This window comes from Erythrobacter epiphyticus (assembly GCF_034653295.1).
Classification (GTDB): domain Bacteria; phylum Pseudomonadota; class Alphaproteobacteria; order Sphingomonadales; family Sphingomonadaceae; genus Erythrobacter.
In genome coordinates this window covers 141674-156256 of the sequence record NZ_JAYEEU010000006.1, presented here as the reverse complement: position 1 = coordinate 156256, position 14583 = coordinate 141674, and the positions used below count along the sequence as shown (strand labels likewise).

At 61.4% G+C, this 14583-nt stretch carries 14 protein-coding genes, 2 tRNA genes and 1 pseudogene; 9 read left to right on the top strand and 8 right to left on the bottom strand.

The window, feature by feature from the left end; translation table 11 throughout:
- Positions 1 to 7: 7 nt before the first annotated feature.
- The 6 genes from SOQ14_RS05110 to SOQ14_RS05085 all read right to left on the bottom strand — a co-directional run bounded on the left by SOQ14_RS05110 (position 8) and on the right by SOQ14_RS05085 (position 6547).
- The gene (locus SOQ14_RS05110) at positions 8 to 517 is read right to left on the bottom strand and encodes a GNAT family N-acetyltransferase (RefSeq protein WP_322896978.1); all 510 of its coding nucleotides are present in this window, start codon (positions 515 to 517) and stop codon (positions 8 to 10) included.
- A complete protein-coding gene (gene lptG, locus SOQ14_RS05105; RefSeq protein ID WP_322896977.1) occupies positions 514 to 1611 on the bottom strand; it encodes an LPS export ABC transporter permease LptG in 1098 nt (365 codons plus the stop codon). Before lptG ends, SOQ14_RS05110 begins: the two co-directional genes overlap by 4 nt.
- Positions 1612 to 1626: 15 nt before the next feature.
- Positions 1627 to 2892: an LptF/LptG family permease gene (locus SOQ14_RS05100; protein ID WP_322896976.1), complete on the bottom strand. Its 1266-nt coding sequence runs from the start codon at positions 2890 to 2892 to the stop codon at positions 1627 to 1629.
- 171 nt (positions 2893 to 3063) lie between these two features.
- Positions 3064 to 3402, bottom strand: a complete 339-nt coding sequence (gene clpS / locus SOQ14_RS05095) for an ATP-dependent Clp protease adapter ClpS (protein ID WP_416232734.1) — start codon at positions 3400 to 3402, stop codon at positions 3064 to 3066.
- A gap of 282 nt (positions 3403 to 3684) precedes the next feature.
- Positions 3685 to 4479, bottom strand: a complete 795-nt coding sequence (gene phaP / locus SOQ14_RS05090) for a phasin family protein (RefSeq protein ID WP_322896974.1) — start codon at positions 4477 to 4479, stop codon at positions 3685 to 3687.
- Between the two features lie 133 nt (positions 4480 to 4612).
- Positions 4613 to 6547, bottom strand: coding sequence for a PHA/PHB synthase family protein (locus SOQ14_RS05085; RefSeq protein WP_416232733.1), 1935 nt, complete (start codon positions 6545 to 6547; stop codon positions 4613 to 4615).
- Positions 6548 to 6717: 170 nt separating this feature from the next.
- Here SOQ14_RS05085 and SOQ14_RS05080 point away from each other — a divergent pair, with 170 nt between their 5' ends.
- From SOQ14_RS05080 to SOQ14_RS05060, 5 genes are all read left to right on the top strand, one after another.
- Entirely contained in the window at positions 6718 to 7917 is a 1200-nt protein-coding gene (locus tag SOQ14_RS05080) for an LL-diaminopimelate aminotransferase (RefSeq protein ID WP_322896973.1), read from the top strand.
- 153 nt (positions 7918 to 8070) lie between these two features.
- Positions 8071 to 8673, top strand: coding sequence for a hypothetical protein (locus SOQ14_RS05075; protein WP_322896972.1), 603 nt, complete (start codon positions 8071 to 8073; stop codon positions 8671 to 8673).
- An 84-nt stretch (positions 8674 to 8757) separates the two neighbouring features.
- Positions 8758 to 9273 carry a hypothetical protein gene (locus SOQ14_RS05070; protein WP_322896971.1) on the top strand — a complete coding sequence of 172 codons (516 nt, stop codon included), beginning with the start codon at positions 8758 to 8760 and terminating at the stop codon, positions 9271 to 9273.
- Position 9274: 1 nt separating this feature from the next.
- Positions 9275 to 9631 carry a hypothetical protein gene (locus SOQ14_RS05065; protein WP_322896970.1) on the top strand — a complete coding sequence of 119 codons (357 nt, stop codon included), beginning with the start codon at positions 9275 to 9277 and terminating at the stop codon, positions 9629 to 9631.
- A 77-nt stretch (positions 9632 to 9708) separates the two neighbouring features.
- Positions 9709 to 10527, top strand: a complete 819-nt coding sequence (locus SOQ14_RS05060; RefSeq protein WP_322896969.1) for a crotonase/enoyl-CoA hydratase family protein — start codon at positions 9709 to 9711, stop codon at positions 10525 to 10527.
- A gap of 33 nt (positions 10528 to 10560) precedes the next feature.
- Here SOQ14_RS05060 and SOQ14_RS05055 read toward each other — a convergent pair whose 3' ends face one another.
- The gene (locus tag SOQ14_RS05055) at positions 10561 to 11340 is read right to left on the bottom strand and encodes an acyl-CoA thioesterase (protein WP_322896968.1); all 780 of its coding nucleotides are present in this window, start codon (positions 11338 to 11340) and stop codon (positions 10561 to 10563) included.
- Positions 11341 to 11511: 171 nt separating this feature from the next.
- Here SOQ14_RS05055 and SOQ14_RS05050 point away from each other — a divergent pair.
- The 3 genes from SOQ14_RS05050 to xrtE all read left to right on the top strand — a co-directional run bounded on the left by SOQ14_RS05050 (position 11512) and on the right by xrtE (position 13802).
- Positions 11512 to 11585 (top strand) — tRNA-Cys (locus tag SOQ14_RS05050).
- Positions 11586 to 11638: 53 nt separating this feature from the next.
- Positions 11639 to 11714: transfer RNA gene (locus SOQ14_RS05045), tRNA-Thr, on the top strand.
- Between the two features lie 510 nt (positions 11715 to 12224).
- Complete coding sequence (gene xrtE / locus SOQ14_RS05040; protein WP_322896967.1) at positions 12225 to 13802, top strand: exosortase E/protease, VPEID-CTERM system; 1578 nt, start codon at positions 12225 to 12227, stop codon at positions 13800 to 13802.
- 2 nt (positions 13803 to 13804) lie between these two features.
- Here xrtE and SOQ14_RS05035 read toward each other — a convergent pair whose 3' ends face one another.
- Complete coding sequence (locus SOQ14_RS05035; protein ID WP_322896966.1) at positions 13805 to 14050, bottom strand: VPEID-CTERM sorting domain-containing protein; 246 nt, start codon at positions 14048 to 14050, stop codon at positions 13805 to 13807.
- Positions 14051 to 14233: 183 nt separating this feature from the next.
- Between SOQ14_RS05035 and SOQ14_RS05030 the strand changes: the two are divergent.
- Positions 14234 to 14428: pseudogene (locus tag SOQ14_RS05030) on the top strand (transposase); the annotation flags it as partial.
- Positions 14429 to 14583 lie beyond the last annotated feature (155 nt).

The window sequence follows — 14583 nt, the reverse complement described above, 5'->3', positions numbered from 1 at the left end:
TCTTCGCTCAATCCAGAAAACAGATCATCGCGCAGCGCCGGTCGGCGGGCAAGCCGTCGTCGACCTCGTTGGCGAGTTCACCCGCGAGACGCAGGTGCGCATCAAGCGCGGTGACCTCTGCGAAGCCCAGCCGCGCATAGAAGGGGGCATTCCACGCCAGATCGCGGAAGGTGGTGAGAGTGAGCGCGTTGAACCCGGTGTTGCGCGCATCAATCATCGCAGCGCGCACCAGCCCGGCCCCGATCCCGCGGCGCTGATACGCGGGCAAGACATCCATTTCCCAGATGTGGAGTTCGCGGCGGAACGGCTCGGCCACAAGAAACCCGGCCATGGCCTCGCCGACATGGACGACAAGGCTGTGGCCCTTGCGGATCAGGCGGGCATAATCGTCGGGCGAACGGGTGCGGGATGGATCAATTGCCGCCTCTCCGACAAAGGCGACCGCGGCAGCGCGTTCGATCTGCGGCATGGCCGCCGCATCGGCGGGCCGCGCCAGCCTGAGCGACCAATTGCTCACTCCTCGGTCCGGATCAGCACGGTCTCGCCCACCAGCAGGAACAGCACGAAGGGCGCCCACGCGGCAAGCAGGGGCGGATAGCCGCCAAAATTGCCCATCGCGAGCGCGGCATTATCAACCACGAAATAGGCAAAGCCCAGCGCCATCCCGATGATCGCACGCACAAACAATTGCCCCGACCGGGCGAGCCCGAAAGCGGCGATTGACCCGAGCAGCGGCATCAGCAGCGCCGAAAGCGGGCCGGAGATGCGGTGCCACCACTTGGCGCGCAGTTCCGAGGTGCGGCGGCCGGTCGCCTCGAAAGCATCAATCGTGCCGCGCAGTTCGAAGAAGCTGAGCGCATCGGCATCAACCGCTTGCAGATCGATCCGTTCAGGGGTCAGCGTCTTGCCGACGACAAGGGTTTCGAGCGGGGTGGACAAGGCGCTCGCCACGTCAAAGCGCACCGGCTTTTCGAGTCGCCAGCCGGGCGCCGCATAGACCGCGCGCGGGCTTTTGACCTGTTCGCGGATAATCCCGCCCGGCCCGCGGGCATACCAGGTCACCCCCGTCATCTCGAGCGTGCCGCCCCGCCCGGAGAGGCTGGCCGCGACAAGGATGTTGGTGCCATCGGTGAGATAGATATTCGCGCGCACATCAGGGGCTGGCGGGATCGCGGCGAATCCGCTGCGCTCCCACCCGTTGAGTGCGGCATTGGCGCGCGTCACCACGCGTTCGTTGAAGCCGAAGCTGAGCAGCGAGACTATCGCCGCCGTCAGCAGCAGCGGGGCAAGCACCTGATGGGCTGACAGGCCTGCTGCCTTCATCGCCACCACTTCGCTGTTCTGGTTGAGCGTCACCAGCGTGATCAAGGTCGCCAGCAGCACCGAATAGGGCAGGAACCGCGCAATCAGCTGCGGCAGGCGCAGCCCGGCATAGCGCAGGATTTCGGCCTGCCCATTGCCCGCCACCTCGAGGATCTTGCCCGTCGCCGCCAGCAGATCGAGCGCCAGCAGCACCAGCACCAGCAGGAACAGCACCGCCAGAATGCGCACGGCGAACATCTTGGCGAGGTAAAGCGTCAGCGTGCGCGAGGGAAAGAAATCAAGGTTCATGGATCGCGCCGGTCTCTATTCCGCGGCCTGGGCAGCAAGATCGGCGTCGCCATCGCGGAGCACGGGCTGATAATGGCGCTTGCGGCGGGCGAAGAGCTTGGCAAGCCGCTTGCCGAGCTTGCTCGCGGCGGTTTCAAGCGCGCCGATGGGCTGGCCGCCCGGCACATGCGCGACGCGGGTGTACATCCAGATGATGAGCGCTGCGAACAGCACAAAGGGCACCCACAGCGCAATGATCGGATCGATCCGCCCGAGCGCGGCAACATCTTCGCCGTATTGGTTCACCTTGTGATAGGCGACCACCATCACGATCGAGACAAACACGCCGAGCGCGCTGGTCGAGCGTTTGGGCGGTATCGCCAGCGCCACCGCAAGCAGCGGCATCAGCAGCATCATCACGATTTCGACAAGCCGGTAGTTGAACGTCGCCTGCCCGGCATCGCGCTGGGCGGGGGCGGTGCGATCATTCCAGCTGATCCGCAGCAATTCGGGCAGGATATATTCGCGTGTCGAATCGCCGCGTGCGCGGAATTGTTCGATCGCGGGCAAATCGATCGGCAGATCGTGGCGGCTGAAGGAAAGCACGCGCGGGCTCGCCCCGTTTTCCTTGAGGCTGGTGTCCTGAATGATGGTGCCTTCGATCAGGCGCAGGATGATGGTGTCGGGGTTGTCGCTCGTCGCCAGAAAGCGACCCTCGCGCGCGCTGATGGACAGCACCTGCCCCTTTTCGTTGGCGACCCGCGCGAAGATACCGATCAGGCGCCGGCCTTCATCCTCGCTGGCATCGATCCGCAGCGCGAAGCGATCCGCCAGCTTGTTGAATTCGCCAACCTTGATCGAGGCGCCGAGCGCACCCGAACGCAGTTCATATTCGAGCTGTTCGTAGTAATAGCGGCTGACCGGCTGGATATAGAAGACGAGCCCGACATTGATCGCCACCAGCACCAGCGTGATCGCATAGGGCACGCGCAGCAAGCGGCCGTAGGACAGCCCGACCGCGCGCATCACATCAAGTTCGCTCGAGGTGGCGAGCTTGCGGAAGGCAAGCAGGATGCCGAGCAGCAGCCCCAGTGGGATGGCAAGGCTGGCATATTCCGGCACCAGCGCGCCGAGCATCCGGAACACCACGCCGACCGGGCCGCCTTCCACCGCGACGAAATCGAACAGGCGCAGCATCTTGTCGAGCATGAACAGCGAGGCCGCCAGCGCGAACACCCCGACCATCGGCACGATCACGAGCCGCAGGATATAGCGATCAATGGCGGGGAGGAATCTGAGCACGAGCGGTCCGGAACGCCTTGTCGCCTGACGGTTGGTGGTGTGGCTGCATGCGGGCAAACCCGCTTTCCCCCCAGCCCATAGCGGCATTTTTCGCGGCGGTCATGTCCCCCTGTGTGCGGGGGTGGCGAGGCCTTGTCATTGCGCAGCCTGGCCGTGCCGCAAGCGCGCTGATCAGGCCTTTTCGAGCGTGCATTGCAGCGGGTGCTGGTTCTGCCGCGCGAAATCCATCACCTGATGCACCTTGGTTTCAGCCACTTCGTAGGTGTAGATCCCGCACACTCCGACGCCGCGTTGATGGACATGCAGCATCACACGGGTCGCCTGTTCGAGATCCATCGAAAAGAAGCGCTTCAGAACCATCACCACGAATTCCATCGGGGTGTAATCATCATTGAGCATCAGCACCTTGTACTGGCTCGGCTTCTTGGGCTTGGTGCGGGTCTTGGTGGCAACCCCGACTTGGCCGGCGCCGTCCTTGTCCGCGTCCTTGTCGTCGTCACCCGCGCGCAGCGGGGTCAGCGGGATGACCGGCGCTGCAGCGCTCTGCGCAAGGGGAGGGGTAAGGTTGCGGGGCATAGGCCTTCATTATGGGATTCGCTTACAGGTGTGCAAGAGACTTGAAGCCACATTGTTCCCGCCGTCCGGCACGAACTGGCAGACGAGGCAGGCGCACGACCACAAAAAAGGGCCGGATGAACCGCTTTTGGTTCATCCGGCCCTGCGCTTGATCAGCGCACTTTCATAAGCCGGGTTGGGAGAGAGAGGAGAGGCCCGGCTCAGAAACAGATTGGCTTAGGCAGCCTTGGTCAGCTTTTCGGTCGCGATGCTCACGCGGTTCGAAATCGGAGCGAAGGCTTCGTTGTAGAGCTTCACCCAGGCTTCGGTGCGCTTCGAGCCGAACGAGACGATCGCATCGAAATTGCGGCGCGCGAGTTCACCCTGCATCTGCATGAGTTCGGTCGGCGACTTCACTTCCATCAGCTTCTTTGCATCGGCGGTGACGGTTTCGATCACGGTCTTGCCAGTTTCGACATTGTCCTTCACCAGTTCCTGCGCGCCAGCGAAGAAGATCTTGCCGCTTTCCACGACCGCATCGACATTGGCCTTGTTGAATTCGGTGACTTCCGCCGCGACTTCAGCCGTCTTGGCATAGGCACCCTTCACGCGGGTCTGGACATCGGCAGCCACGGTCTTGGCGGTGGCGGTGAAATCGGTGTTCTTGGCAGTGGCCATGATGGTATCCTTGAGCTTGGTAATGGTGGTGACGGGGGTAGCAAGCACCGCGGCAGCCTTGGCCACCGGAGCCGCCGCCTTGGCGGGGGCGGGCTTCTTGGCGGCAGCAGCCTTCTTCGGCGCGGCTTGCTTGGTAGCGACCTTCTTCACGGCGACCTTCTTGGCAGCCGCAACCTTCTTGGCGGGCGTTGCCTTCTTGGCAGCAGCCTTCACGACCGGAGCCTTGCCCGTCGCCTTGGGGGCTTCCACCACCTTGGCAGCGGCTTCGGCATAGGCCTTCTCGGCCGCGGCATCGATCTTCGAAACCGGTGCGGCAGGCTTCACACTGTCAGCCTTGATGATCTCGTCAGCCATATTGTCCTCACGTCCTTGGGTGACCCCATGTTGCACTGCACAAAATAGGGTGTGCGTGTGCGAAGTCAAGCATTTTTTGTGCAGCGCACAATAAACACGCCAAGGACGGAAGAAGTCTTGGAAAAAGAGCGGCCTAGCGGGTCTTTACATAGCGGCCCGGCGCATCCTCGATCACGCGGTCGCCCTTGCTGCCGGGCACGCGCTTGCCGGTGGCGGGGACGCGCGCATCGCTCTGTCGCTCAAGCCAGGCCAGCCAATGTGGCCACCAGCTGCCGGGATGCTCGACCGCGCTCTCGATAAAGGCCGCGAGTGATGGGGCGGTGCTGTCGCCCACCCAATATTGATACTTGTTCGCCGAGGGCGGATTGACGACGCCCGCGATATGCCCCGATCCGGCGAGCAGGAATTCGACCGGGCCGGTGAAGTGCTGCGTTGCCCGCCACACGCTTTCGGCGGGGGCAATATGATCTTCCCGTCCGGCCTGGATGAAGCAGGGTGTTGCCACCCGCGTCAGATCAATCGGCGTGCCATCGGCGTGCAGCGCATCGGGCACCACCAGCTTGTTGTCGCGGTAGAGATCGCGCAGGTAATCATTGTGCCACTTGGCGGGCAGATTGGTGACATCGCCGTTCCAGTGGAGCAGATCGAAGGCCGGGTAATCCTCGCCCAAGAGGTAATTGTTGACGACATAATTCCAGATGAGATCGCGTCCGCGCAGCGCGTTGAAGGTCGCCGCGAGATAGCGCCCGTCAAGATAGCCTTCGGGCGAAAGCTTGCCGATCATCTCCAACTGGGCATCATCGATGAAATGCTTGAGATCGCCGCTCTTCTCGAAATCGACCTGCGCGGTGAAGAAGGTGGCGGACTTCACCTTGTCGGCCTCGCCCCGCCGGGCCAGGATCGCGAGCGTCGCGGCCAGCGTTGTCCCCGCCACGCAATAGCCGATGGTGTGGACGGCAGGCACGTCAAGCCGCGCGCGCACGTGATCGATCGCTTCGATCTGGGCGCGGGTATAATCATCCCACACCACCTCAGCCATGCTGGCATCGGCTGATTTCCAGCTCACCACAAAGACCGTGATCCCCTGATCCACCGCCCATTTGATGAAGCTCTTCTTGGGCGTGAGATCGAGAATGTAGAAACGGTTGATCCACGGCGGGAAGATCACCAGCGGCACCGCGTAAACCGCCTCGGTCGAGGGGCTGTACTGGATCAGCTGATACATTGCCGTTTCGTGCACCACCTTGCCCGGGCTGGCGGCGAGGTTCTCGCCCAGCCGGAAGGCCTCGGGATCGGTGTGGGTCAATTGCCCGCGCTTCAGATCATTGATGAGGTGCTGCATCCCCCGCACGAGATTTTGCCCGTGCGTTTCCATGGTGCGTTTCATCACCACCGGATTGGTGAGGAGGAAATTGTCCGGGCTCATCGCTTCGGCAAGCGCGCTGACAGCAAATTCGAGCTGCTGGCGCTTGGCCGGATCGAGGTCGCTCATGCCTTTGACGCTGGTGCGGAAATAATCGGCCAGCATCAGGTAGGTCTGATGCATCAGCAGGAAAGCCGGGTTTTCGCGCCATGCCGGATCGGCAAAGCGCCGGTCGCTGCGTGGCAGGCCAGTCGGGTCGGCCGGGTCGACCCCGGCGCCCTGCGGCTTGGGGATGAAGCGTTCGGCCATGCCCTGCCACAATTGCATCGACTCCTCGACCAGCCTGCCCTGCGCCTTGAACAGATCGGTCGGCATCTGGGTCAGCATGCTTTGCGAGATCACCAGCCACTGCGCCGGATCGAGCAGATTGGCGCCTTTTTGCGCTTTTTCCGCGCTCTTGCCGGCCTGCCATGTCAGGAAATCGAGCCACAATTGCTGCAATTGCGCGGCGGTCCCTGCCCATTCGGCGATCCCGCCCGACAGCGCTGCCGGATCAAGCCCTTCGGGAAAGCCTTGTGGCATCGTCATCCCGCTCGCGCCGCCGGCGCCCATGCCGAACATGTCGCGGATCGCTTCGCCTTGCATCGCCATGAACTGGCCGAGCGCCGCGTTGAGGATTTCGTTGCTGTCTTCCGCATTGGCCATTGCCGCATTTGTCCCGCCCTTGATCCCGCGCTGTGTCGCCTAAGCAGCGGGAGAATCCCTTGGTCGATGCCCTTCTAGCGAAAACGCCTTCCCACTTCGACCGATAATGCCCTAGAGTTGCACGGGACGCAGCATTCCGCACGTCGCCACCGGCCAGATCAGGACACGCCATGAACGACCAGTTTTACCGCATGAAGCGCATGCCGCCCTATGTGATCGCGGAAGTCAACGCGATGCGGCATCAGGCACGGCTGGCCGGGCAGGACATCATTGATCTCGGCATGGGCAATCCCGATCAGCCGCCGCCGCAGCATGTCATCGACAAGCTGTGCGAAGTGGCGGCCAAGCCTGATGCGCATGGCTATTCGCAGTCCAAGGGCATTCCGGGCCTGCGCCGCGCCCAGGCCAATTACTATGCGCGCCGCTTCGGGGTGGAACTTGATCCCGAAACCGAAGTGGTTGTCACCATGGGTTCGAAGGAAGGGCTTTCCAGCCTCGCCACCGCGATCATCGCGCCGGGCGATGTGGTGCTGGCGCCCAACCCATCCTACCCGATCCACACCTTCGGCTTCATCATTGCGGGCGCGACGATCCGCTCCGTGCCGACGACGCCGGATGAACACTATTGGGAATCGCTCGATCGCGCGGTCAATTTCACCGTGCCGCGCCCCTCGGTGCTGGTGGTGAGCTATCCGTCGAACCCGACGGCCGAGACGGTTGATCTCGCCTTCTACGAACGGCTGGTGGCGTGGGCCAAGGAAAATCAGGTCTGGGTGGTGTCCGATCTGGCCTATTCCGAGCTGTACTTCGATGGCAATCCGACGCCTTCGATCATGCAGGTGCCGGGCGCGAAGGATGTCGCGATCGAGTTCACCTCGATGTCCAAGACCTATTCGATGGCGGGCTGGCGGATGGGCTTTGCGGTCGGCAACCGCCAGTTGATTGCTGCACTTACCCGCGTGAAGTCCTATCTCGATTACGGTGCTTTCACCCCGATTCAGGCGGCGGCGTGTGCGGCGCTCAATGGCCCGCAGGACATCATCGAGAGCAACCGCGAATTGTATCGCAAGCGCCGCGATGTGATGATCGAAGCCTTCGGGCGCGCGGGCTGGGAGATCCCGTCACCCAAGGCCTCGATGTTTGCATGGGCACCGCTTCCGCCTGCCCTGCGCGGCATGGGCAGTCTCGAATTTTCGAAGCAACTGCTGACACAGGCGCAGGTCGCCGTCGCACCGGGCGTGGGCTATGGCGAGAACGGCGAAGGCTATGTGCGCATCGCCATGGTCGAGAACGAGCAACGCCTGCGGCAGGCCGCGCGCAACATCCGGCGCTATCTCGCCTCGGTCGGGGTCAATTCGACGGCGGCGTAACCACGCGCCAACATTCTGAAATTATTCGCCTCGGAAAGAAGATTTTCCTTGTCATGAACGGATGCATTGGGTTGAATCCCGGGTATCCGTTTTTGGGAGAAGGGAATGCGGCCGAGCGCTACACCTCTGCTGACAGACAGGCAGCGCGCTGTGATGCAGCGGATCGACCGGCGCGTCCCGATCAAGGTGATTGCGAGCGAGCTTGGCGTATCCGAATCGCGGATCAACCAGCACATCCGCGCTCTCAAGGATATCTACAGCGCGGGCAGCCTGTCCGAGCTGGTCGAGAATTATCGCGCAGTCCACCGCGACAATCGGATGGAGCTGCCCCAGTCCCGCCCGCGTGATTCCCGCTCGCTCGCGACACCTGCCCCGTCGCAGCCGGTTGTCCCGGCGAGCAGCGCCGCCCAACCCGCCAGGACTTTCCCGCTGGTTGAGGCTTGGGCGCGCGACGAAACCGGCAGCATCCTGCTGGGTGACGCCTTGCCCTTCGTGCCATCGGAGAATCAGGCCGAGCCGGACGAACCGCAGCTTGTCCCCAAGCTGCTCGACGGCGAGCATGCGGTGCCCCTCCGGCTGCTTGCGATCCTTTCGATGGCCGCCTGCATTCTCGCCACCGTCATCCTCAGCATAAATGCCGCCATGGTTCTGAGCGATGTGGTGGACGGCAAAACCGCGCTTTCCGCGAAGGGCTGGAGCGCGCCAGCGCAGGTCGCGGCCCCCGTCTGTAACGGTGCCTGTGTCCGTCCGCGCTGATGTGTCCGGCGCCCACCGCAGGCATCGGGGCGTGCCGATGGCCACACCATCCATGATCGCCGCCGCTTGGTGCGAGGTGCGGGGATGATCTCCGACTTCATCGGCGCCCATCTGGCCGATATCCAGAACATCATATTCGTCAGCCTGCTGTTTGCATTGTGGCGCTGGGGCGGGGGGCCGGAACGCGGCTTGGCCATCGTCTTTGGCAGCACTATCGTTGCGCCTTCGCTGGTGTTCCAGACGCTGAGCGACGGGGTTGCCGATCTGGGCGCGTTCTCGCTGTTTTTCGGCCTCGCCGATACGGCTGCATTGGCCGGGCTCATCCTCGTCGCGCTCAACGCCAACCGGATCTACCCCCTGTTGATCACTGCCTTTCAGGTCGTGGCTGTCAGCGCGCATCTGGTGAAAGGCACTGTCGATCAGGTTTCACCCGGAGCGCATATGGTGCTCGCGGCAGCGCCCGGCTTCTGTCAGGTTGCGCTGCTCCTTGCCGGTCTGGTGCAGCACCGGATCCGGTTGAGCCGTTTCGGCTCCTATCGCGACTGGCGCTTCGGCCATGATCTCCGCCGCGTCGCGGAGATGTTGAGCGCGCGGGCCTGATATGGCCGTGATGGATGGCGCGAGCCTCTTTGCCGCTGGCCAGACCTTCGTGCCGCGCTTTCGCCAGCTCGGCGATTTGACGCTCGATCTGTTCCATCACGATGGCCGGGTCGAGGATTGCTGGCTTGGCCTTGATCCGCCCGAATTCGCGCTGTTGTGGCGGCTTGCCGCCGCCCCGCAGCGCCGCCTTCCTGACGAAGTGTTGATGGCTTGGGCACGCGAACAGGCCAGCGCGGAACTGGCGGCAAGGCGCTTGTACGCCAAGCTCGCCGCGCACCGGCTTGGCCCGATGCTGACGCGCCATCTCGGGGGTTTGAGCGGCTTTCCTCCGCCAATCGGCCCGCGCCGGGTGGTGTGATTGCGGCTGGACTTGCTCGCAGCCTTGCGCCAGTCTTGGCGCTACCCAACTCACCACGGAAAACAGAAGGTTCCCCCATGCCGCTTGCTGCCACCATGTCCACCAATGAGCGGGTCACTATCAATCTCGATGATGACGGCGTGGCCCATGTCCGGCTGATCCGGGCGGACAAGATGAACGCGCTTGATCCCGAGATGTTCGAGCGGATCATCGAGGCGGGCAGTGTGCTCCAGCGGATGAAGGGCGTGCGCGCTGTCGTGCTTTCGGGTGAAGGCAAGGCGTTCTGTGCCGGGCTTGATCTGTCGAACTTCTCCCGCAACCCCTCGCCCGACGAGCCCAGCCTGACAGAACGCACCTATGGCAATGCCAACCGCGCCCAGCAGGTGGCGATGCAGTGGCGCAAGCTGCCGGTGCCGGTGATAGCGGCGGTGCATGGCGTGTGTTTTGGCGGTGGCTTGCAGATCGCGAGCGGTGCCGACATCCGCGTCGTCCATCCCGACACGCGCATGGCGATCATGGAGCTCAAATGGGGGCTGGTGCCCGACATGGGCGGCTATGCGCTGTGGCGCGGGCTGGTGCGCGATGATGTGCTGCGCGAGTTGATCTATACCAATCGCGAATTCACCGGGGCCGAGGCGCAAGCCTTGGGGCTGGCGACCTATGTCGAGGACAACCCGCTCGAACGCGCCACTGCCATCGCCCGGACCATCGCCAACAAGAACCCGCACGCGATCCGCGCGGCCAAGCGCTTGCAGGCGACCATGTTCGAACGCAGCACCGATGCGATCCTGCTTGAGGAAAGCCTCGAACAGCATGCCATCATGCGCAGCCCCAATCAGGTTGAGGCAGTGATGGCCGAAATGCAGAAGCGCCGCCCGCAATTCGACGATGTGTGAGGGGGCGAGGGTGGGGCTGAGCGCAGTCCGGCCCTAACCGAACACCGCCACGCATTGCATCCCGTCGAGCACCTGCCGTCCGGTGCTGTCCCACATCCGCAACCGCTCAGAGGAATAGCCATCCGCTGCGAACTGGCTGGCGTTCTCGGCCAGATACCAGCCATCCGGCGACATCGATTGCGGATCAAGCACGTTGAACGACCAGTTGATCGAGCTGATCGGTCCGGGGCGTTGCATGATCCGCATCGCACCCGGCGGCATGACATCCCCCATCAGCACCAGCTTGGCGACGGGATCGAGATCATGCGCTTCGGTCAGCCGCGCCCAGCGCCGCACCGTGGCGCCGTGATCGCTCCCCTTGGCCTGGCCGTAACGGATATCGAAATTATGTGCGATGAAGGACGGGGCGCCTTGCTGCATGGCCGGGGCATTGTCTTCGGGCGGGCCGGGCCAGTCTGCGGGCGGATCGGCCGGGCGCAGTGCATTGGCCTCGCGCCCGGTCGCGAACAGCCAGAACGCGGTGAGCGCAACCTTGCCTTCCGACAGGATTTCGCTGCGCACCTGCGTGACATTGCGGCCCTGCCGCACGATTTCTGCGGTGAGCGCGATCTCTTCGCCCACCGGCGCGACAAAGCCGATCTGCGCCGAGCGCAGCGGCGGCAGGTCGGGGAAGGCGCGGGTTGCCATGGTGTAGGCGACCAGTGCGGAAGCGCCGCCATAGAGCGTGCGCCCCTGCATCCAATCCTGCGCATGAGCAAGGCGGGCCGGGCCGGGCTGGCCGGTGATCGGTGCGAGCAAGCTGGCTATCGTCATGGGCGTTGCCTTGCCGTGCAATCGGGCTTTGGTCCAGCCTGACGTTGCGGAAGGACGGCGCATGCACCAGCTTCTCGTGTGGGGGTGCGCAAGAGTGATTGCCTTTGCCTGCGGGACTCGCTAGGGCGCGCGATCTGTCCGGTGCGGTCTTATGGGCCCAACGGATGGCTCGGCCCGATGGCGGAGTGGTGACGCAGCGGACTGCAAATCCGTATACGCCGGTTCGATTCCGGCTCGGGCCTCCACCTTTTGCGATTGCGTGTGGTAGCGATTGCGCTATCCCGCGATCACGACGGGCGCCGCTTTAGCTCAGTTGGTAGAGCACATCATTCGTAATGATGGGGTCACGTGTTCGAGTCACGTAAGCGGCACCAGCCTTTTTAAGGTGCTTTCCCTTGGATTTCTGCGAGATTTAACCAAAGGCGCTTTGCGTTGATCGCGCGTTTTGGCCTGCTGAAAGGCAGTTCCCTCACAAACCCCGGGCAACACCCAAAGCCACTTGAGCTTAGACTCTGCTTTGTTTGCGCCTTTCGGGCCTTCCGGCTGGTCGCTGGAGCATGATCTAGCGGAAGTGCCTTTGCCCTGTAGCGGCTGCCGAGCTCGGTTCTGTTTGGGTGGATGTGAGCGAAAACGGGTGACCTTAGCTGTCGCACTTGCTCTGACAGAGCCGCTCCGCTGCGTGCGGGGAGCGCGACGGCAGGTGAACGGCCCGCCCAAGATTTGGTTGTTGCCATCACTCGCAGCTATGGGCATCAAATTCACCCAAAAGCCTACCCTTGGATAGTGGATACTTCGGGCCCAGACTACTTGTCACGACGTGTTTTGACGCTCGGTTTACCAGCAAACGTGTAGCGCGACGGCGGGGTAAAAATAGGAATGATTGCGTGACAAGAATCGGATTTTTTTCGCTTCTGACATTGTACGTAATTGAGACTCTCGCCGTCATCGCGAGTTTTCAAATCTTCACTCCAATTGATTGCCGCCTGACTGGTCTTGAAACAGAGTGCCGAGCCTTACGCAGTGTATTTATTAGTGCATTGTGTGTCGTGGTTGCTTTAGGTTTAGTAATATACGGCCAAAAAAATGCGTGGCGCCGATTTTTTGAAATTTTTCAGAATTCTGACCGAGAAAATAAATGGGCTTTAATTCATCTGGTTGGAATTTCCATTATATTTTTCCCTTTGCTAATAATCCCCAATTATAACTTAAACCAAGATTTTATTTATGTTTTTTTGGCGCTCTCAGGCGGTGGATTATTGGCGGCCCTTGGTGGGTTGTTCTGGCTTTTGCCGCCACAAAAATGGTGGATGTGGCTGAAGACAGATAGCCCCCTCCTTGTTTTGATCTGTGCCTTGGCTGCTTTGATCCCTTTTCTTGCGAAACTGATCGAGCCAATATGGGCTATCGAACTGATTTCAAACGCAACCTTTCAAGCCGTTGCATTTCTTCTGTCGGCTCTCCACCAAGATGTGTTTGTAGACCCAGTGCGCAAGTGGATCGGCTTGCCAAATTTCATGGTCGCCGTGGCCAGCCAGTGTTCCGGAATTGAAGGGCTCGCGTTGATCACTGGGTTCATGACAATTTACGCTATTTTATTTCGAGATACGCTCCACCAGAGCCGATTCTGGAGCGTACTTTGGCCTCTTGCACTGATTGTCAGTTGGATCTTCAACATCTTGCGGATCACAGTGCTAATCATGATTGGAGAGCATTTTTCGCCAGAACTAGCGGTAAACGGATTTCATAGTTTTGCCGGGTGGCTGCTGTTCACAATACTTGCACTGGCGGTGCTTTTTTTCGCCCAATCGGTGCCGACTTTCCACCGCCGTAGCTTCGTTTCGCAGCCTAAAGGCAAATTACGTGACGATCCCGTTGCGGCCCTCATCCTGCCCTTCATCCTCTTCATGTTGTCAGGGATAATTGTTCACGCATTTTGGACGTTTCCTGCACTGGGGTATCCGCTGCAGGTTGTAGTCATGGCGGGGGCGTTGTTTTGGATGCGCGGCGCGCTGGCGCCGCAGATAAAGCTCTCGTTTGACCCCGTCTCGATCGGAATTGGGTTATTGGTTGGGCTTATCTGGGTTTGGTTTTCCGGTGATCCTCAAGGAAACACTCTTGGGGTGGATACATTGGGCAGCACCGCTCTGATAGTCTGGGCACTGTGGCGAACGTTAGGAACAACGCTCTTGGTCCCCCTTATAGAGGAAGCTTTCTTTCGCGGTTATATTCTGGCCCGCTTGGACACAGGAAAGCCTTCGGCCAGATTATTGGCCGTGGCGCTGTCCACCATTCTGTTTGCGCTGCTACACGGTCGCATTATTCTGGCCGGGATTGCTGGCCTGCTGTTCGCAGCCGCAATGCTACGCCGGGGGCGACTGGGTGACGCTGTCATCGCACATGTAGTAGCGAACACCACAGTCGCCTTGGCCGCCTGGTTGACGGGGCAGTGGTCCTTGATTTGACTTCAAGCAGTCTTGCGGCGCCGGTTGATTTCCCACGCCAAGATCAAGGCTGCACCCAAGGCAGCCAGCGCCAACGCTCCAGTCGAAGCATCGATTTCGGGAACCGATAATGGTTGCCCGCCACCGTGACCATTGCCGATTCCGCGACCACGGCCTCGGCCGCTGCCAGACGAATGGGCTGCAGCAATGACCGGGTGTGCCATCAAGTAAATGAAGGCGCCAATTAAAGTCATGCGAATACGTGCCATTTACCGCCCCCTGCGCGAATATGGCGAGTCACATAGCCTTGTTTTGGCCCAAAAGGAACTAATTTCGGTCGCATCGGCTGCCCTTATCACCTTTCCTCCGCTCCAGCGGTAAGTCTGATGGTCTGAGCCCCTGGATTTCCTCAAGCGATGAGCAGGAACCGCCCCTGACAAGGGGAAGGACTGATGAAGCGAAGTTGGTTCAGAGAGGAACAGATTATCGCTGTTTTGAAAGAGCAGGAAGCGGAGTTGCCGAGGGCGGATGTGTGCCGTCGTCATGGGATCAGCTCGGCGACCTTGAAAAAGCAGACGGCAAAGTAGGGCGGTCTCGAGGTGTCGGGTGCCCGGCGTCTGCGCCAGCTGAAGCAGGAAAACGAGCGGCAAACCGTATTGGGGCATGTCCCCACTACGGTTTGCCGTCACGCCCCGCGGTGGGCTTCACAACGGCCTGGGGTTTTAATCGTAGCTGGCAGAAATTTCGGGCTCAGACCACAAGTCAGGCGGATCATCAGGAGGGCGCCTCGTCAATCGGCGCT